General features: G+C 60.0%; 15 protein-coding genes. 6 read left to right on the forward strand and 9 right to left on the reverse strand.

The window, feature by feature from the left end; genetic code table 11:
- The first annotated feature begins 8 nt into the window (after nucleotides 1–8).
- Both AC1MDT_RS26535 and AC1MDT_RS26540 read left to right on the forward strand, forming a co-directional pair.
- Nucleotides 9–1,106 carry an amino acid ABC transporter permease gene (locus AC1MDT_RS26535; RefSeq protein WP_480419672.1) on the forward strand — a complete coding sequence of 366 codons (1,098 nt, stop codon included), beginning with the start codon at nucleotides 9–11 and terminating at the stop codon, nucleotides 1,104–1,106.
- A gap of 10 nt (nucleotides 1,107–1,116) precedes the next feature.
- Nucleotides 1,117–1,881, forward strand: a complete 765-nt coding sequence (locus AC1MDT_RS26540) for an amino acid ABC transporter ATP-binding protein (protein ID WP_010444394.1) — start codon at nucleotides 1,117–1,119, stop codon at nucleotides 1,879–1,881.
- A gap of 695 nt (nucleotides 1,882–2,576) precedes the next feature.
- On the opposite strand, the gene AC1MDT_RS26545 is transcribed toward AC1MDT_RS26540, so the two are convergent.
- Entirely contained in the window at nucleotides 2,577–3,545 is a 969-nt protein-coding gene (locus tag AC1MDT_RS26545) for a LysR family transcriptional regulator (RefSeq protein WP_480419673.1), read from the reverse strand.
- A 325-nt stretch (nucleotides 3,546–3,870) separates the two neighbouring features.
- Here AC1MDT_RS26545 and AC1MDT_RS26550 point away from each other — a divergent pair, with 325 nt between their 5' ends.
- The 4 genes from AC1MDT_RS26550 (at nucleotide 3,871) to AC1MDT_RS26565 (ending at nucleotide 8,806) form a co-directional block, all read left to right on the forward strand.
- Nucleotides 3,871–5,382 (forward strand): efflux transporter outer membrane subunit, encoded by a 1,512-nt coding sequence (locus AC1MDT_RS26550; protein ID WP_480419674.1) that lies wholly within the window; start codon nucleotides 3,871–3,873, stop codon nucleotides 5,380–5,382.
- 155 nt (nucleotides 5,383–5,537) lie between these two features.
- Entirely contained in the window at nucleotides 5,538–7,742 is a 2,205-nt protein-coding gene (locus AC1MDT_RS26555) for an FUSC family protein (RefSeq protein WP_480419675.1), read from the forward strand.
- Nucleotides 7,732–7,932: a DUF1656 domain-containing protein gene (locus tag AC1MDT_RS26560; RefSeq protein WP_201114793.1), complete on the forward strand. Its 201-nt coding sequence runs from the start codon at nucleotides 7,732–7,734 to the stop codon at nucleotides 7,930–7,932. The genes AC1MDT_RS26555 and AC1MDT_RS26560 overlap by 11 nt, the downstream gene beginning before the upstream one ends.
- A 10-nt stretch (nucleotides 7,933–7,942) precedes the next feature.
- Nucleotides 7,943–8,806 (forward strand): efflux RND transporter periplasmic adaptor subunit, encoded by an 864-nt coding sequence (locus tag AC1MDT_RS26565; RefSeq protein ID WP_480419676.1) that lies wholly within the window; start codon nucleotides 7,943–7,945, stop codon nucleotides 8,804–8,806.
- Between the two features lie 109 nt (nucleotides 8,807–8,915).
- Here AC1MDT_RS26565 and AC1MDT_RS26570 read toward each other — a convergent pair whose 3' ends face one another.
- The 8 genes from AC1MDT_RS26570 to AC1MDT_RS26605 form a co-directional block, all read right to left on the reverse strand.
- Entirely contained in the window at nucleotides 8,916–9,740 is an 825-nt protein-coding gene (locus AC1MDT_RS26570; protein WP_480419678.1) for an SDR family oxidoreductase, read from the reverse strand.
- Nucleotides 9,741–9,772: 32 nt separating this feature from the next.
- Nucleotides 9,773–10,237: a multidrug transporter gene (locus AC1MDT_RS26575; protein ID WP_414908421.1), complete on the reverse strand. Its 465-nt coding sequence runs from the start codon at nucleotides 10,235–10,237 to the stop codon at nucleotides 9,773–9,775.
- A 257-nt stretch (nucleotides 10,238–10,494) separates the two neighbouring features.
- Complete coding sequence (locus AC1MDT_RS26580; protein ID WP_480419680.1) at nucleotides 10,495–11,946, reverse strand: mannose-1-phosphate guanylyltransferase/mannose-6-phosphate isomerase; 1,452 nt, start codon at nucleotides 11,944–11,946, stop codon at nucleotides 10,495–10,497.
- A 250-nt stretch (nucleotides 11,947–12,196) separates the two neighbouring features.
- Nucleotides 12,197–12,865, reverse strand: coding sequence for an alginate O-acetyltransferase AlgF (locus AC1MDT_RS26585; protein WP_480419682.1), 669 nt, complete (start codon nucleotides 12,863–12,865; stop codon nucleotides 12,197–12,199).
- Between the two features lie 17 nt (nucleotides 12,866–12,882).
- Nucleotides 12,883–14,058, reverse strand: coding sequence for an alginate O-acetyltransferase (locus AC1MDT_RS26590; RefSeq protein ID WP_480419684.1), 1,176 nt, complete (start codon nucleotides 14,056–14,058; stop codon nucleotides 12,883–12,885).
- 11 nt (nucleotides 14,059–14,069) lie between these two features.
- Nucleotides 14,070–15,635: an MBOAT family O-acyltransferase gene (locus AC1MDT_RS26595; protein WP_480419685.1), complete on the reverse strand. Its 1,566-nt coding sequence runs from the start codon at nucleotides 15,633–15,635 to the stop codon at nucleotides 14,070–14,072.
- 210 nt (nucleotides 15,636–15,845) lie between these two features.
- Nucleotides 15,846–16,979, reverse strand: a complete 1,134-nt coding sequence (locus tag AC1MDT_RS26600) for a mannuronate-specific alginate lyase (protein ID WP_480419686.1) — start codon at nucleotides 16,977–16,979, stop codon at nucleotides 15,846–15,848.
- A gap of 11 nt (nucleotides 16,980–16,990) precedes the next feature.
- Entirely contained in the window at nucleotides 16,991–18,439 is a 1,449-nt protein-coding gene (locus tag AC1MDT_RS26605; protein ID WP_480419687.1) for an alginate O-acetyltransferase, read from the reverse strand.
- Nucleotides 18,440–18,445: the final 6 nt, after the last annotated feature.

Here is an 18,445-nt window from a genome sequence, read left to right on the forward strand (position 1 = left end):
AAAAGCGCATGAGTACTCATACTTTCAAACCTGACATGCCTCCACCGAACAGCAGCATTGGTGTGATCGCCTGGATGCGCGCGAACATGTTCTCCAGCTGGCTCAACACCCTGCTGACCCTGTTCGCGTTCTATCTGATTTACCTGGTGGTGCCGCCGATCCTGCATTGGGCAATCCTTGACGCCAATTGGGTGGGCACGACCCGCGCCGACTGCACCAAGGAAGGCGCGTGCTGGGTGTTCATCCAGCAACGCTTTGGCCAGTTCATGTACGGCTACTATCCGCCGGAACTGCGCTGGCGGGTGGACCTGACCGTGTGGCTGGCCGTCATCGGCATCGCACCGTTGTTCATCTCGCGCTTTCACCACAAAGCGGTGTATGGCCTGAGTTTCCTGGTGCTGTACCCGATCATTGCCTACTTCCTGTTGCACGGCGACCTGTTTGGCCTGGCCACCGTGGCGACCAGCCAATGGGGCGGCTTGATGCTGACCCTGGTGATCGCCACCGTGGGTATTGCCGGTGCGCTGCCGCTGGGTATCGTCCTGGCCCTGGGCCGTCGTTCGAACATGCCGGCGATTCGGGTGGTCTGCGTGACCTTCATCGAATTCTGGCGCGGCGTACCGTTGATCACGGTGCTGTTCATGTCCTCGGTGATGCTGCCGCTGTTCCTGCCTGAAGGCATGAACTTCGACAAATTGCTGCGGGCGCTGATCGGCGTGATCCTGTTCCAGTCGGCGTATGTGGCCGAAGTGGTGCGTGGTGGTCTGCAAGCGATTCCCAAAGGTCAGTACGAAGCGGCTGCAGCGATGGGGCTCGGTTATTGGCGCAGCATGGGCCTGGTGATTCTGCCGCAAGCCCTGAAGCTGGTCATTCCCGGCATCGTCAACACCTTCATTGCGCTGTTCAAGGACACAAGCCTGGTGATCATCATCGGCCTGTTCGACCTGCTCAACAGCGTCAAGCAAGCCGCCGCCGACCCGAAATGGTTGGGCATGGCCACTGAAGGCTATGTGTTCGCGGCCCTGGTGTTCTGGATTTTCTGTTTTGGTATGTCCCGCTACTCCATGCATTTGGAACGTAAGCTGGACACTGGCCACAAGCGTTAGGAGTTTTGTCATGAGTGAAGCGATCAAACAGCCTGTGAGCCCTGAAGGCATTATTCAGATGCAGGGCGTGAACAAGTGGTATGGCCAGTTCCATGTGTTGAAAGACATCAACCTGAACGTCAAGCAGGGCGAGCGTATTGTCCTGTGTGGCCCGTCGGGTTCGGGGAAATCCACCACCATTCGTTGCCTCAACCGTCTGGAAGAACACCAGCAGGGCCGCATCGTGGTCGATGGCGTGGAACTGACCAACGACCTCAAGCAGATCGAAGCGATCCGCCGTGAAGTCGGCATGGTGTTCCAGCACTTCAACCTGTTCCCGCACCTGACCATCCTGCAAAACTGCACGCTGGCGCCGATGTGGGTACGCAAGATGCCCAAGCGCAAGGCTGAAGAAATTGCCATGCATTACCTGGAGCGTGTGCGTATTCCGGAGCAGGCACATAAATTCCCGGGGCAGTTGTCCGGCGGGCAGCAACAACGTGTGGCGATTGCTCGTGCCCTGTGCATGAAACCGAAAATCATGTTGTTCGACGAACCGACGTCGGCGCTTGATCCGGAGATGGTGAAAGAGGTGCTCGACACCATGATCGGTCTGGCTGAAGACGGTATGACCATGCTCTGTGTTACTCACGAAATGGGCTTTGCCCGGACTGTGGCTAACCGGGTGATCTTTATGGACAAGGGGGAAATCGTTGAACAGGCTGCGCCGAATGATTTCTTCGATAATCCGCAGAATGAGCGTACCAAGCTGTTCTTGAGCCAGATCCTGCATTGATTGGCGCTTGGCGGGGGCTGGGCGAGGGATAGGGTGTATATCCGTTTTATGGGTAACGGCGACTATTGGTTCCGCCCTTACGGCGGGTCACTTTGAAAAGCGCAAAGTAACCAAACGCTCTTGCCCCTTTCGTTCGGTGCCTCGCTTAGGCTCGGCATGCCCTCGCTCCGGTCCTGCTCCGTGGGCCCGCCGCGATCGGCCATCCATGGCCGTGCGCGGCTAACCCGGCATCCATGCCGGGTTGCCCACTGCGCAGAACCTCCACTCGGCCTCTCGATGGGGCGTGCACCTCAAGATCAAAAGCGGTAGGCGAGCTAACGCTCGGCCTGATGAGTGGTGAAGAGCAAAAGCTGTACACCGATCTGCTTTGTTTTTCTGTAGGAGCGAGCTCGCTCGCGAAGGACTCAAGGGCGCCGCGTTTAGCCAGTAAACACGAGTTATCGTTAACGACCATCGCGAGCAGGCTCGCTCCCACAGTTGGATTTTTGTCGGGCACGGGATTGGCGGGCACCGCCGCCCCATTGTGAGAGCGAGGGAACCGAGGGAACCCTGAGCCTCAGCGAAGGGCCGTACGCCAGGGGCAAGAGCCCTTGGTTACTTGGGGCTCTTCCAAGTGACTCGCTGTAAAAGCGAAACCATAAGCAGCCGTTACCGCAGAAACGGATATGTACCCAATCCCAATCCCAAGAGACGTATCAGTTCGCCACTCGAGCCCCAGCCATACTCCCGCTCAACTCATAAGCCGCCAGTTCCGCCTGATGCGCCGCCAAGATATCCGGCAACGACCCACGCAGGTACTCGACCCAGGTCTTGATCTTCGCGTCCAGGTACTGCCGCGACGGGTAGATCGCATACAGATTCAATTCCTGCGACCGGTAGTTCGGCATCACCCGAACCAACGTGCCGTTGCGCAAGCCTTCGATGGCGGCGTACACCGGCAGCACACCCACGCCCATGCCGCTGGTGATCGCGGTTTTCATTGCGTCGGCGGAGTTCACCAAAAACGGTGAGCTATTGATGGTGACCATTTCCTGGCCTTCCGGCCCGTCGAAGGTCCATTTCTCCAGCGGGATCACCGGGCTGACCAGGCGCAAACAGGCGTGGTTGAGCAAATCGCTGGGCTTTTGCGCGCAGCCGTTGGCTTTTACATACGCCGGCGAGGCGCAAACGATGCTGTAGGTGATGCCCAAACGCTGGGAGACGAAGCCCGAGTCCGGCAGTTCGCTGGCCAGCACGATGGACACATCGTAGCCCTCGTCGAGCAGGTCCGGCACGCGGTTGGCCATGGTCAGGTCGAAGGTCACGTCCGGGTGGCTTTTGCGATAGCGGGCAATGGCGTCGATCACGAAGTGCTGACCGATGCCGGTCATGGTGTGCACCTTGAGTTGCCCGGCCGGGCGCGCGTGGGCGTCGCTGGCCTCGGCTTCGGCTTCTTCGACGTAGGCCAGGATCTGCTCGCAGCGCAGCAAATAGCGTTTGCCGGCCTCGGTCAGGGCGATGCGTCGGGTCGTGCGATTGAGCAGGCGGGTTTGCAGGTGGGCTTCCAGGTTGGAGACCGCGCGCGAGACGTTAGCCGTCGTGGTGTCGAGTTGCACGGCGGCGGCGGTGAAGCTGCCGGCCTCGGCCACGTAACTGAAGGCGCGCATGTTTTGCAAAGTGTCCATGGGATGCTCTCGGGTGCGATGGCAAATTGTGACACAAGGTTTCAGGGTCTGAGACCCCGACCAAGGGATTATCGCGTGAACGGTAATAAAGATTCACAGGAATCCCGGCTTATCGCCAACAAGGCCCACCCCTAGAATTGCGCCACTGTACGAACCAGGGCCGGAATAAACCCTGTGGGAGCGAGCTTGCTCGCGATGAGGCCGTCACTGCCGGCATTGATGTTGGCGGACCCTCCGCCATCGCGAGCAAGCTCGCTCCCACAGGGATTGTGGTACCCGGTTCCACAACAATTTTGTACCTCCCCCTTCTCAGGAATTTGCAGCAGTGCCGCGTCGCATCAGCAGAGCGTTTCAGTCGCTCAGTGTTTTGGCTTTAACCCTGGCAATCAGCGGCTGCATCGGAACCGGAGGTATTGCCCCACAGGGCAAGGCGCTGGAGGCCAATTCACTGGCCACCGACGCAGCTATCCAGAATGCCGCGCAGGACGCTCACTGGCCCACCGCCCAATGGTGGCAGGCGTATGGCGACCCACAATTGAACCGTTGGATCGACCGCGCCGTACAAGGCAGCCCGACCATGGCAATGGCGACAGCGCGAGTGCGTCAGGCCAAATCCATGGCTGGCGTCGCCGAATCCGCCGAGTCGCTGCAGATCAACGGCGAATCCACCCTCAAACGCCATAACTGGCCCACCGATCAGTTCTACGGGCCGGGCGAGCTGGCCAACACGACGACGTGGGACAACAACGCCGGGCTGGGTTTCAGCTATGCGCTCGACTTGTGGGGCCGCGAAAGCAATGCCACCGAACGTGCGGTGGACATGGCCCATATGACCGCTGCCGAAGCGCGGTTGGCCCAGCTCGAATTGCAGAGCAACATCGTGCGCGCCTACATCGAATTCTCGTTGCACTACGCGCAGCGCGACATCGTCGAGGCAACGTTGAAGCAACAACAGCAGATTCTCGATCTTGCACAGAAACGCCTGAGTGGCGGCATCGGCACCCATTTCGAAGTCAGTCAGGCCGAAGCGCCGCTGCCGGAAACCCATCGTCAGATCGACGCGCTGGATGAAGAAATCGCCCTCAGCCGCAATCAACTCGCAGCCCTCGCAGGCTTTGGGCCGGGAGAGGGCGCGCAGTTGCAGCGGCCGACGCTGTCGTTGGGTACAGCGCTGAAACTGCCATCGTCGCTGCCTGCGCAATTGCTCGGTCAACGCCCCGATGTAGTCGCCAGTCGCTGGCAAGTGGCGGCCCAGGCTCGGGGCATCGATGTTGCGCATGCCGGTTTCTACCCCAACGTTGATCTGGTCGGCAGCCTCGGCTACATGGCCACTGGTGGCGGAGCACTGGAGTTCTTGACCGGCAAGAAGCTCAGCTACAGCGTCGGTCCGGCGATCTCGTTGCCGATTTTCGATGGCGGCCGTTTACGCTCCGAGCTGGGCAAAGCCTCGGCCAGTTACGACATCGCCGTGGCCAAGTACAACCAGACGCTGGTCAACGCCCTGAAAAACATCTCTGACCAGTTGATCCGCCGTGAGTCCATGAACAAGCAGCAGACGTTCGCCGCTGAATCCGTGGCCTCCGCGCAGAAGACCTACGACATCGCGATGATCGCCTATCAACGGGGGCTCACTGACTACCTCAACGTGCTCAACGCCCAGACGTTGTTGTTCAAGCAGCAGCAGGTCCAGCAGCAGGTTCAGGCCGCGCGCCTCAGCGCCCACGCCGAACTGGTGACGGCGTTGGGTGGCGGACTCGGTGCGGGTAACGACGTGCCGAAAGACAGGCAGACCGCAGCACCGAAAACCCCGGCCCTGCTTGAGAGTCTCTCGAATTGAACACAAAACCTGTGGGAGCGAGCTTGCTCGCGATGACTGAGTGCCAGTCGACATCATTGTTGAATGTCAGACCGCAATCGCGAGCAAGCTCGCTCCCACAGGGATTGCGTCTTGACTGAATCGCAGCTCAACCATCGACCAATGAGCCGTACTTCATGACTTCCTTGCCCGCACCTTTGCGCTGGCTGTATTCCCTGGAATGGCGTCGGGGGTTTTTCGACTGGGCACGCAGCGATGGCGTGACCTGGGTCTACATTTTCAAGGTGTTGTTCGCGGCGTTCCTGACGTTGTGGCTGGCGATGCGCCTGGAGTTGCCGCAACCGCGTACGGCGATGATCACCGTGTTCATCGTCATGCAGCCGCAAAGCGGCCAGGTGTTCGCCAAGAGTTTCTATCGCTTCCTTGGCACGTTGGCCGGGTCGGCGGTGATGGTGGCGCTGATTGCCTTGTTCGCGCAGAACACCGAACTGTTCCTTGGTTCGCTGGCGATCTGGGTCGGCATCTGCACTGCTGGCGCGGCGCGCTACCGTAACTTCCGTGCCTACGGTTTCGTGCTCGCCGGGTACACCGCCGCGATGGTCGGTTTGCCGGCACTGGCCCACCCCGACGGCGCGTTCATGGCGGCGGTCTGGCGGGTGCTGGAAATCTCTCTGGGGATTCTCTGTTCAACGCTGGTCAGTGCGGCGATCCTGCCGCAAACCGCCAGCGCTGCGATGCGCAACGCCTTGTATCAGCGCTTCGGTGTGTTCGCGCTGTTTGTCACCGACGGCTTGCGCGGCCGCAGTCAGCGGGAGGCCTTTGAAGCGAGCAACGTGCGGTTCATTGCCGAAGCGGTCGGGCTGGAAGGCCTGCGCAGCGTTACCGTTTTCGAAGATCCGCACATGCGCCGCCGCAACGGTCGACTCAGTCGTTTGAACAGCGAGTTCATGGGCATCACCACGCGCTTCAACGCCTTGCACCAGCTGCTCGAACGCTTGCACGGCAGCAGCGCTGAACACGTTGTCGCGGCGATCAAGCCGGGCTTGCAGGACCTTGCCGAATTACTCGACGGTTTCAGTGGTCGTGCCTTGACCCATGCCGATGCGTCGCGCCTGGTGCTCGCGTTGACGGCTTATAAGGAAGGGTTGCCGGCGCGGGTTCGCAGCCTGCGGGCGACGTTTCAGCAGAGCGCGCCGAGCGACGCCGAGCAACTGGATTTTCATACCGCGTATGAACTGCTCTATCGCTTCGTCGACGACCTGCACAGTTATGCACAGACCCACGCCTCCCTGGCCGATCACAGTCACGAACGAGAGCGTTGGGACGAGCCCTTCACGCCTCAAACCAACTGGCTGGCGTCGGCCGCTTCGGGCATTCGGGCCGCGTTCATTCTGGTGGTACTCGGCAGTTACTGGGTCGCCACCGCCTGGCCGAGCGGTGCAACCATGACCCTGATCGCCGCTGCCACCGTGGGCCTGTCTGCCGCCACGCCGAACCCCAAACGCATGGCCTTCCAAATGGCCTGCGGGACGTTCCTCGGGGCGTTGATCGGCTTCGTCGAGATGTTTTTCATCTTCCCCTGGATCGATGGTTTTCCGTTGCTCTGCGTGATGCTCGCACCGGTGATCGTGCTCGGTTCTTTCCTCACCTCGCGGCCGCAATACGCCGGTGTCGGCCTCGGTTTGCTGATCTTCTTCAGCACCGGTTCGGTGCCGGACAACCTCACCGTTTACAACCCGTACACCTTCATCAACGACTACATCGCCATGGTGCTCGGCATGCTGGTGTGCGCGGCGGCCGGGGCGATCATTCTGCCGCCCAACAGCCGCTGGTTATGGCGCCGACTGGAGCAGGATCTGCGCGAGCAAGTGGTGTACGCCATCAGCGGCAAACTCAAAGGGTTGGCGTCGAGCTTCGAAAGCCGCACGCGGGACTTGCTGCATCAGGCGTACGGCCTTGCGGCAGGGCAGCCGCAGGTGCAACGGGACTTGCTGCGCTGGATGTTCGTGGTGCTGGAAGTCGGGCACGCGATTATCGAGTTGCGCAAGGAACAGGCGATCCTGCCGGTGCATCCTGCCTATGCCGAATCCCAGCCATGGCGCCAGGCGATCCGGGTGATGGGCCGCTCGCTGGTACGGCTGTTTCTGCAACCGAGCCAGAGCAATCTGGAGCGCGCACTGATCGCCGTCGATCACGCCATCAGCCGTGTGCAGGCCACCGACGAGCCCTTCGCCCCGCACTTCGACACCTCGGCGTTGCGCCGGGTGAAAAGCTATCTGCACTTCATCCGCACCTCGTTGCTGGACCCGCAATCACCCCTGGCGAACTACATAAACGCCGGGCCCACCGCCAAGCCCCAAGGACTTGAACATGCCTCGTGAGATCGCCTTCCATGGCGTGTACATGCCGACCATGACGCTGATGTTTTTCATCGCCGCGGCGCTGGCCTGGGCGCTGGACCGGTTGTTGTCCGGGTTCGATGTGTACCGTTTCTTCTGGCACCCGGCGTTGCTGCGCCTGAGTCTGTTTACCTGTCTGTTCGGCGCCCTGGCGCTGACTGTTTACCGTTGAGAACACCCTGATGAAAAAGCTTTTCAGCCTGCTCGCGACCCTGTTGGTGCTGGCCCTTGCGATGTGGATCGGCCGCACCCTATGGGTGCATTACATGGACACCCCGTGGACCCGCGACGGCCGGGTACGCGCCGACATCATCAACGTTGCGGCCGACGTCACCGGTGAAGTAGTGGACGTGCCCGTGCGCGACAACCAACTGGTGAAGAAGGGCGATCTGTTGATGCAAATCGACCCCGAGCACTACCGCATCGCGGTCAAGCAGGCACAGTCGCTGGTGGCTTCACGCAAGTCGACGTGGGAGATGCGCAAGGTCAACGCCCATCGCCGCGCTGATATGGACGCCTTGGTGATCTCCAGGGAAAACCGCGACGACGCCAGCAACATCGCCGACTCGGCCCTGGCCGATTACCAACACGCGCAAGCGCAACTTGAAGCTGCCGAACTCAACCTGAAACGCACCGAAGTGCGGGCGGCGGTGGACGGTTACGTGACCAATCTCAACGTTCATCGCGGCGACTACGCGCGCATCGGCGAAGCGAAAATGGCCGTGGTCGACATGAATTCGTTCTGGGTCTACGGCTTCTTCGAAGAAACCAAACTGCCTCATGTGCGAGTGGGTGATAAGGCCGACATGCAACTGATGAGCGGCGAAGTGCTCAAGGGGCATGTGGAGAGTATTTCTCGCGGCATCTACGACCGTGACAACCCGGAAAGCCGTGAACTGATCGCTGACGTGAACCCGACGTTCAACTGGGTGCGGTTGGCACAGCGAGTGCCGGTGCGGATTCACATTGATGAAGTGCCGGAGGGGGTGCTGTTGGCGGCGGGGATTACGTGCACCGTTGTTGTGAAGCAGGATGGCGTGGAGTAGCTGGTAGACCGCGTTGCCCCCTTCGCGAGCAGGCTCGCTCCCACAGGGGATTTGTGGGCGCCGCAAAACCTGTGGGAGCGAGCCTGCTCGCGAAGGGGCCGACTCGGGCTCAGAGTCGCACACTCAACCCGAACCGCTTCATCAACCCCGCCTCCAGCAGCCCCTTGGGCAACAACCCCGCCAGCAACGGCAGCGCCCGGCTGCCATTGCCCAGGCGAATCAGGCGCGGTGGTTTGCTCTGCTGCACAGCCTTGAGCAAGCCTTGTGCAAATTCCCTGGCCGGCGTCGGCTTGTCCTGCGACGCTTTGGCCCGCGCGCGAATACCTTCACGCAACGGAAACCACGGCGATTGTTCGGTGATCAACTGTTCCGCCTCATGACCGGCATTCTTGGCGAAACTGGATTCGATCGCACCTGGCTGCACTTCCATCACCCGCACACCAAACGGCGCCAGCTCCATGCGCAACGCATCGCTCAAGGCATGCACCGCCGCTTTTGAGGCGCAATAGGCGCCGGCAAACGGCGTGACCAGAATGCCGGAGACGCTACCGATGTTCACCACCAGTCCTTTGGCGCGGCGCAGTACCGGAAACATTGCGCGGGTGACGCCGACGATGGCGAACACATTGGTTTCGAACTGGCGCTGCATGGCTGGCACACCACCATCGAGCAACGGCCCCATGGCGCCGTAACCAGCGTTGTTGATCAAAACATCGAGGCCGCCACGTTGCTGGTTGATTCTCTCGCTCAACTGTTCAAGCGCCGCGCCGTCATTGACGTCCAGTTGCACGGCGGTGAAGCCGGCGGCAGTCAACGCCGCGACATCTTCAGCTTTGCGAGCGCTGGCCCAGACCTCATATCCGGCCTGTTTGAACACATCGGCCAGGGCGCGGCCAATGCCGCTGGAACAACCAGTAATCAACGCAACGGGCATGGCGCGGTCCTTGTGCAAAAGGAAGAAGGGGATCAGTCAGAGAAACTACCCTGCAATCGCTCGGCGCGAAACTCCAGGGTTTGCGGGCGATAACCGGGACGCAGCGGCGGCAACGGTAAACAGTCTTCCCAATTGGCGCCGGCCTGCAATTCACCGGGGCCGCGGTAGCGCGGGGCGGCGTATTGATTGTCGGCCAGATTGACCGTATCGCCCGGCGCGTAGGCGGCGATGCGCCAACGCAACTCGGTCAGCGGTACGTCATTGCCGTTGTTCATTTTCAGTTGCAACGGCCGGTCCGCGGGGCAGTGTTCCGGCGCGTAAGTGATGCGCAACTCAAGGCGTGCCAGTTGCTTGATCTCGCGATTGTCCAGCCAGACCACCCAGGTCGCCACCAACGCCAACCCCACGGCGGCCGCCAGAGAGACGGGCAAGGCTTTTGCCGGATAGCGCAGTAACAGAATGAGCCAGGTGATGACCAGCAGGACGCCGATGAACATGACGCGAAACCTCGGGGGGAGAGAAGGTCATCCTACCTAAGCGTAGATGAGGTGGCGATGGGCTGTCAGGCCCCATCGCGAGCAAGCTCGCTCCCACAGGGGTTTTGTGTGCTCCTCAGATCCACTGTGGGAGCGAGCTTGCTCGCGATGAGGCCGGCCCAGACGCCAAAAATTCCAGACAAAAAAAGCCCCCGCCCAACCTGCTGCAGATAGGGTACGCAGCGGGCAGGGCAGGGGCTTGCGGTGTTACCAATCAATCACTGCGCGATGGTTTTCACCGACACGCCGCGCTCGATCGGGGTGGAACGACCGTAGATGTCTTCAAACCGCTCGATATCGTCTTCACCCAGGTAGCTGCCCGATTGCACTTCGATGATCTCGAGTGGAATCTTGCCCGGGTTGCGCAGGCGGTGAACCGAAGCGATCGGGATGTAGGTCGACTGGTTTTCAGTGAGCAGGAACACGTTTTCGTCGCAGGTCACTTCAGCGGTACCGCTGACCACGATCCAGTGTTCGGCGCGGTGGTGGTGCATCTGCAGCGACAGGCATGCGCCCGGCTTCACCGAGATGTGCTTGACCTGGAAGCGGCCGCCCATGTCCACCGAGTCGTAGGAGCCCCACGGACGATAGACTTCACAGTGAGTCTGGGTTTCGCTACGGCCCTGTTCGTTGAGGGTGTTGACCATCTGCTTCACGCCTTGGACCTTGTCCTTGTGCGCGATCATCATGGCGTCCTTGGTTTCGACGACCACAATGTTTTCCAGGCCGATCACCGACACCAATTTGCCGTTGCCGTGAATCATGCAGTTTTTGCTGTCCTGAATCACCACGTCGCCTTTGGTGACATTGCCATTGGCGTCTTTTTCATTCACCTCCCACAGCGACGACCAGCAGCCGACATCGCTCCAGCCCGCGGTCAACGGTACGACGCAGGCGCGCTGGGTTTTTTCCATCACGGCATAGTCGATGGAGTTGTCCGGGCAGCAGGCGAAGGTCGCGGAATCGATTTCGATGGTGTCGGCATCCTGCTCGCTGCGTTCCAGGGTCAGTACGCAGGTGTCGTAGATGTCCGGATCGTGTTTTTTCAGTTCTTCGAGGAAGCGGCTCGCGCGGAACAGGAACATGCCGCTGTTCCAGAAGTAACCGCCGGACTGGACAAACTCGGTGGCGCGTTTCACGTCCGGTTTTTCGACGAAGTGCGAAACACGGCTGACGCCTTCAGGCAATAGCGAGTCGTTGGTCGACTTGATGTAGCCGTAGCCGGTTTCCGGTTTGGTGGCCGGCACGCCGAACAGCACCATTTCGCCGTTTTCTGCGGCGACGGTGGCCAGCGCCAGGGCGCGTTGCAGAGCTTTCTGGTCTTCCAGCACGTGGTCAGCCGGTAACACCAGCATCAACTCATCGCGACCTTCGTTGACCAGCATCATCGCGGTCAGGGCCACGGCCGGCGCGGTGTTGCGGCCGAACGGTTCCATCAGGATGCGCTGGGTTTCCAGCTTGCGGGCGCTCAGTTGTTCGTTGACGATGAAGCGGTGGTCTTTGTTGCAGACCACGATCGGGGTGTCCATGCCGTCGAACACCAGGCGTTCCAGGGTTTGCTGGAACAGCGTGTGTTCGCCGGTCAGGGCGAGGAATTGTTTTGGGAACTGCTTACGCGAAAGCGGCCAAAGACGTGAGCCGCTACCACCTGACAAGATCACCGGAATCATGTTGTTACTCCTTTAAAATCGATTGGTTAGAGCTACTGCGTTTTGTCGTTTCACTCTTTTTCTTATTCCGTACTCAGCTCGGTTCACCTGTAGCAGCTGCCGAGCCTGCGAGGCTGCGTTCGGCGGCGCAGCCGTCGTAAATCCGGTCAACGCGGTCATTCAGAGGACCGCGTTGCCGGGATTGCGACGGCTGCGCCGCCGAACGCAGGCTTCGCCAGCTGCTACAAGGATCACCGTCCTGACAAATGTATTAGCGCGTCGAAACCGGGCGCTTTACCCAGACTGGCGACAGGCTGCTGCCGTTACCGGTGACGTACAGCACTGCGGCCTCACCGCGCTCCAGGGCAACCGGTTTTACGTCGCCGACTTTCTTGTCACCATCGTATAGCGCCAGGCTGACTTTGACCGGGTTGATTTCACGTTCGCCACGGCTCTTGGCGGCCACGTTCGGCACCACTTCGGTCTTGCCGTCGGCGGTTTTCAGGGTCAGGGCCTTGTCGCTGAGGTTCTGCACGCGAACCAGGGATTTCTGCTTATTCTTGAACGGCGGCTCTTCGATCAGTTGCGGCGCGCCGCTGGCGTTGTTGACCAGGGTGTAATAGTGATCCCCGGCCAGTTTCACCGGCAAGGTCTGGCTGCCGACCTTGGCGCTGTAGTCGCCGCCCGGCATGAAGCTGAAATCACTGCTGGACAGCGGCGCGACATCGTTCAGGCTGGTGGTGCCGACGGTGGCGCTGACTTCAGCGTTACCGGCGTTGTAGATACGCACGAAGCTTGAACCTTTCGGTGCAGTCGGGCCGTAGAGCGCGGAGTCGCCACCGGCGAAGGCGTGCATCGACAGAACGCTCATGCCCGCAACGAGTGCAACTGCCTTTAAGGAGCGAGCGGCGAGACGGCGAGGAGTAGTAGTGAAAGTCATGGTAGTACCTCTCTCTTTCAGTTTTGCGCCCGGTCGGGCGTCTCGGATTTAGTGTTTGCGGCTACGTTTTGTTGGCGAACGCCGGCTTGTTTAAGCTCTGCGACCCACTGCGGGTCGGCGTCACCGATTTCGTTGTTCACAGGCAGATAACGTTCAGGAAACTCCCAGATCAGCACTTGCGGCGGGCTGTTCTTGAAAGCATCACTTTTCAGGTAGCTGAGCATCGGCAGAATCGGGCCGTGGCCGTCTTCGGCGTAATTGACCACGTCGCTGTGCAGCGCTTGTTTCAGCGCACCGACGAAGTTCCAGTTGGGGTTGGCGCTGTAGCTGGTGCCGATCAGGGCCACCGGTACTTCGGTGTTGGCAAACAGGGCGTCATCGCCCGCAGGCTGGTCTTCAGCCGCCACGGTGTTGCGCTTCTGCAGCGGTTCTGGCGCCGGCATCAGGTTTTCGAACAGCGGGTCCAGCGGCAGGAACAGACGCAGGTCGCCCTTATGGGTGACTTTCTCCGCAGGCTCGGTGACGAAGCGCTGCGGCACGCCGCTGAGCGGGGTCTTGTCGGCGATGGTTTTGGCCAGGGTCTCGGCAGCGATTTGCGCGCCTTCCGGGGTCCAGTGGGTGTCGGTGCGCAGGAACACTTGCTGACCGTTTTTCTTGCCCTGTTGCAGCGGGCCGAGCAGGTCGGGCGCGAGGATCTTGTCCGCCGCCACACGGGCGTGGAAGTCCTGGTAGAGGTTGGCGTGAATGCTCGAAGGCTTCACTTCACCCAAGTGTTCCGGGTACAGGCGCGTCTTGGCCGGCACGATCGCCATCACCAGTTTCACGCCTTTCTCTTTCAGGGTCTGGCGCACGCCTTCAACCAGCGCGTAGTTGCCTTGCAGGTTCAGCTCTTCGTTGACGATCGGGTTGAATTCTTCATCGCTGTACAACCACTGGTCGCGACCGAGCACGACGCCCGGACGACCTTCGTTGAACAGTTTGAAATCCAGCGCGGCCCAAAGGTTGGTGCCCAGGCGCTTGATCGGGAACTCGTCGTCATAGTGAGTCTCCACGGCTTTGGTCCATCGACCGTTGAGCACCGTCGCGTCGGCGTTGGTGCTGAAACCGAGGAAGCTGCGCGTCGACCACAGACCCAGGACCAACAGGGTCACCAGGAACAGGGCGATGTAGAAGATACGTAATGAGCGGGTCATGGTCAGAGCCCTCAGAACTGGAAGTAAAGGAACGGCGAGAAGCTTTGCGCCGAGAGTTTGAAAATCGAGGCGATGAACAGCACCAGCACCAGCGTGCGCATCACGTAACGTGGCCAGTCTGCGGTCCAGTAGGCCGGTTGCACGGTCGCTTCAACGCCGACGGTGTAACCCGGTTGGTGGATGTTGGCCGGGTTGTCGCCCGGTACGGCTTTGATCATTCCCGGCGTGGCGGTCGCCGGGCCATCGGCCTCGACATTCACGGCAGGCCTGGTCGTGAGTGGCGGACGGTTGGTGTAGAAATCACGAATGCCGAAGAACGCCAGGGTCATGTAAGCCACCACCAGGGTTGCGACTTGCAGGCCGGTGAGGCTGGCCTGGTTGAGTTCCGACAACGACCATTCGCCGAAGCTGAACATTGCGCCGTACATGCGACCGGCAACGTGCAGGTTTTCCGAGCGGAAGATCACCCAGCCCATCACCACCAGCAGGAACGTCAGGGCCCAGCGGATCGGGTTGATGCTGCGCGGCGAGGTGTTCAGGCCCAGCGCTTTTTCAATCGCCAGCCACATGCCGTGCCACGCACCCCAGACGATGTAGGTGATGTTCGCGCCGTGCCACAGACCGCCGAGCAGCATGGTCAGGAACAGGTTGCGATACGTCATCAGCGTGCCTTTACGGTTACCGCCCAGCGTGATGTACAGGTAGTCACGCAACCAGGTGGACAGGCTGATGTGCCAGCGACGCCAGAACTCGGTGATCGACTGGCTGATGTACGGCTGTTTGAAGTTTTCCATGAAGCGGAAACCCATCATCAAGCCCAGGCCGATGGCCATGTCGCTGTAGCCGGAGAAGTCGAAATACAACTGCGCGGTGTAGGCGAGGGCGCCGAGCCAGGCGTCGCCCGTGGTCGGGTGCTGCAAGGCAAAGCAATGGTCGGCCACCACCGCGAGGGTGTCGGCGATGAACACCTTCTTGATGAAACCCTGCATGAACCGCGTGGCACCTTCGGAGAACTTGTCGAGGGTGTGGGTGCGGTTGTTGAACTGGTCGGCAAGGTCGCGGAAACGCAACACCGGACCTGCGATCAAGTGCGGGAAGATCGCCACGAAGGCGGCAAAGTCGATCAGGTTGCGGGTCGCCGGGGTGTCGCCCCGGTAGACGTCGATGATGTAGCTGATGGACTCGAAAATGTAGAACGAGATCCCGATCGGCAACAGCACGTGGGTCAGGATGAAGGGTGACAGACCGACCGAGGTCATCATCGCGTTGATGCTGTCGACGCCGAAGTTGGCGTACTTGAAGTAGCCAAGAATGCACAGGTCGACGGCCACGCCCAGGAGCAACCAGCGCTGGGCCGGTTTAGTCCGCACGCCGGCGGCGCCGACTTTGAGGCCGATCCAGTAGTTCCACAGCGTGACGGCAGCGAACAGCGCAAGGAAGTCCACGCGCCACCAGGCATAGAACACATAACTGGCGATCAGCAGCAGCAGATTGCGATAGCGAATCCCGCTCAGGTAATACAAGCCGAGAAAGACCGGCAAGAATAAAAACAGGAACACATTGGACGAAAATACCATCCCGATCTCTCCATGTTTAACCAACAGTCAAGGGCCAACGGCCCCCCCAAACCCCCCACCGAAAACCGGGGGGAATATCACTCAACTCAAATCTTGCACTGACCCCTGTGGGAGCGAGCTTGCTCGCGAATGCGATCGGCATTCAGCAATATGTTTTCTGACACACCGCCTTCGCGAGCAGGCTCGCTCCCACAGGGTTAAGCGTTTGTCCTACGAACCTTTGTTGCCTTTTTCATTGGCCGGGTCGAAGACCTTGGTCAAATCGCCACCGAGGCGGAACGTCTTGAACGGCTGCATCGAGTGCTTTTTCTCCAGCACATCGGCCGGGCAGGTGTAGAGCGAGCAGTACGGTTCAAGCCAGGCAAATTTCGAGTCGATTTTGAGGTCGGTCATGTCCTGCTCTTTACCGTTCTTCTTCTCGAATTCGCCCGGGTCTTTAATCCCGGCCAACACTCGATCACCCAGGCGTTTCAGGGCACCGTTGTTTTCCTGACGCAAATCCACACCGTTGACCTGGGCGAAACTGGCGATCATTGCCAGCGGCGGCAGGGCGTAGTTGTGATAGGCGAGGGCGCGTTGCTGGCGCTTGAGTTCGTTCGGCAAGTAGCCGTCGGCGTCGACTTGATGGGCGCCGACCTTGTATTCCTTCACGGCCCAGTCGAACAGGTCGCGGCGGTTGGTGGCGATTGACGTCGCCATCACCGACCAGGCAGCCCAGTACGAGTGGTTGTTGGTCTGCTCGAGCGGCAGGTTGTCCCAGTCGCTGACGACCTGATCGGCCATTCTGTTGAACCAGGCTTCAATCAGTTGCGACTCTTGCTGATGGTTCGCCAATGGATGCGAGTCGGAGAATTTCAGGCGGATATAGGACGATGCCATGCTGCCCAATGCCCATTTGCGCATGGACTTGCCAGTGTGGTTGAAGTCCTTGGACATCAACGCATCGGCCTTGGCCCACGCGGTCAACCAGTTCAGTGTGCATTCGAGCTGTTCCGGACGACCGTCACGCATGAACTGCATCACGCGCTTGCTGGTACCGCGCTCGAGTTTGGTGATGTCGGCGGTGCTGTCGCGGAAGGCTTTTTCCGATTGCACGTTCAGGGTCGAACGCGCCTTGTCGGAGCCTTCGTACTTGCTGCGAAATTGCAGCGAGCCGGTGTACGGCGTCGGCATCGCATCACAGCCTTCGCTCTTGTCGCCGGCTTTGACTTTTTCAATCGGCGCGAAATAGCCCTGGGGCGGGCGCAATGGCGCGGCGGCCTGGGTCGCACCGGCAAACAAGGCCAGGCTCATCAGGGACGGCACGAGTAGCTTTTTCAAAGTTCGGGTTTGCAGGCATGTCATAGGAGGTAACCTCATTGCCCGGCCTGAGCGGTACGCTGCCCAGCGCCAGGGAATACGTTGCGTTTGCAGATTTTCGCTTCGACTTTTTGTGGCGCGGCACCGGCTTCAGGGCCCTGGATTTCGACGGCCAGCAGGTTCTGCGAGGCCCAGTCTTCGTCCGTGCGCAACTCAAAGGCGAAACGCCCGTCAGTGTCGGAAGTTTGTGGTTTATCGATCTTGATGTCCTCGTGGCGACCGTTCATGTACCAGAGGGTGGCTTGCAGCGTTTTCACCGACGGATCGGCGAAGCGGATGTCGACCTGATGACTGCTGTTTTGCAGGTTCAGGTTTTTGCTGTTGACCATCAATTCGTTTTTGCCCGGTTTCAATGTGGTGCTGCCGGTCATCTGTGCCTCCTTGCCTTCGCAACCGTTGTCCAGCAGCGCCATCATCTGGCGGTAGATGGTTTGCTGGTCGAGACGATAGAGTGGCGAGAATTCCCAGATCAGTATCTTCGGCGGCTTGGTCTGGAATTCTTCGCTGCCCAAGTACTGCAGCATTGAACCTTCCAGGCCACCGCCGGGAAACGCCACGTTGAGGATGTCGGCGCCGATGGCCTCTTCGAGGAAACCGGCGAAGTTGTAGTTCTTGCCACTGTGGCTGGTGCCGACCAGGGTGATCTGCGGATTACCGGAGTCACTGAACAGATCGCCATCGGCTGCTTCGCCTTTGGGTTCGGTGGTGAACTGATCCATGTACTGGATCGCGTAGCTGGTGCCACAGAGTTGACCGGCCATGTTGTGTAACGTTCCGGTCTTGCCCATGCGACCCGACCTATGGGTCTCGAATTCGCGTTTCGGGATGTCAGCAAACTCAGGCATTTGCTTGATTTTTTCGCCGACGATTTTCGCTGTGCGCTGGGCGCCATACGGCGTCCAGTGCTGGTCGCCGCGGAAGTAGAAGTCGTGTGCGGGCAGGGTGTCGGGCAGCGACTCGTTGGTCAGCGGCGACAGGTCCGGTACCACGTAGCCCATGGCGGCAAAACGGCCGAGCATGGTCTTGTAGTTCTTCAGCGCCTTGTCGAAATCGAATTTGGCCTTCTCTTGCGGGTTGAGCTTGTTGCGGTTCACCAGGCCACGGGTCGGCTGGTAAACGACGACCAGTTCCACGCCTTTGCTCTTGAACGCATCGTGCAGTTCTTTCATGCGTTTGTAGCCGGCGGGCGTGGTGTCGAATTCGGTGCGCAAGTCTTCCTGAGTCCGGAACAACCAGTCGCCCTGAGCCTGCACCAACGTAGTGAAATTCTGCTGGTAGCGCGTGGTGTAGTTCTTCGCGTCGTGCGCTTCGGGGCACAGATTGCAGCACGGTTCGGCGCTGAATTTCGGTGCCGCAGCTTCATCGGCGCGAACACCCGCGCTGGCCGCAAGAATGCCGGCTGTCAGGGCCGACAGGCTGAGTAATTTGATCAAGTGTGGGGGCATAAAATT

This window comes from Pseudomonas sp. ASL7 (assembly GCF_056680375.1).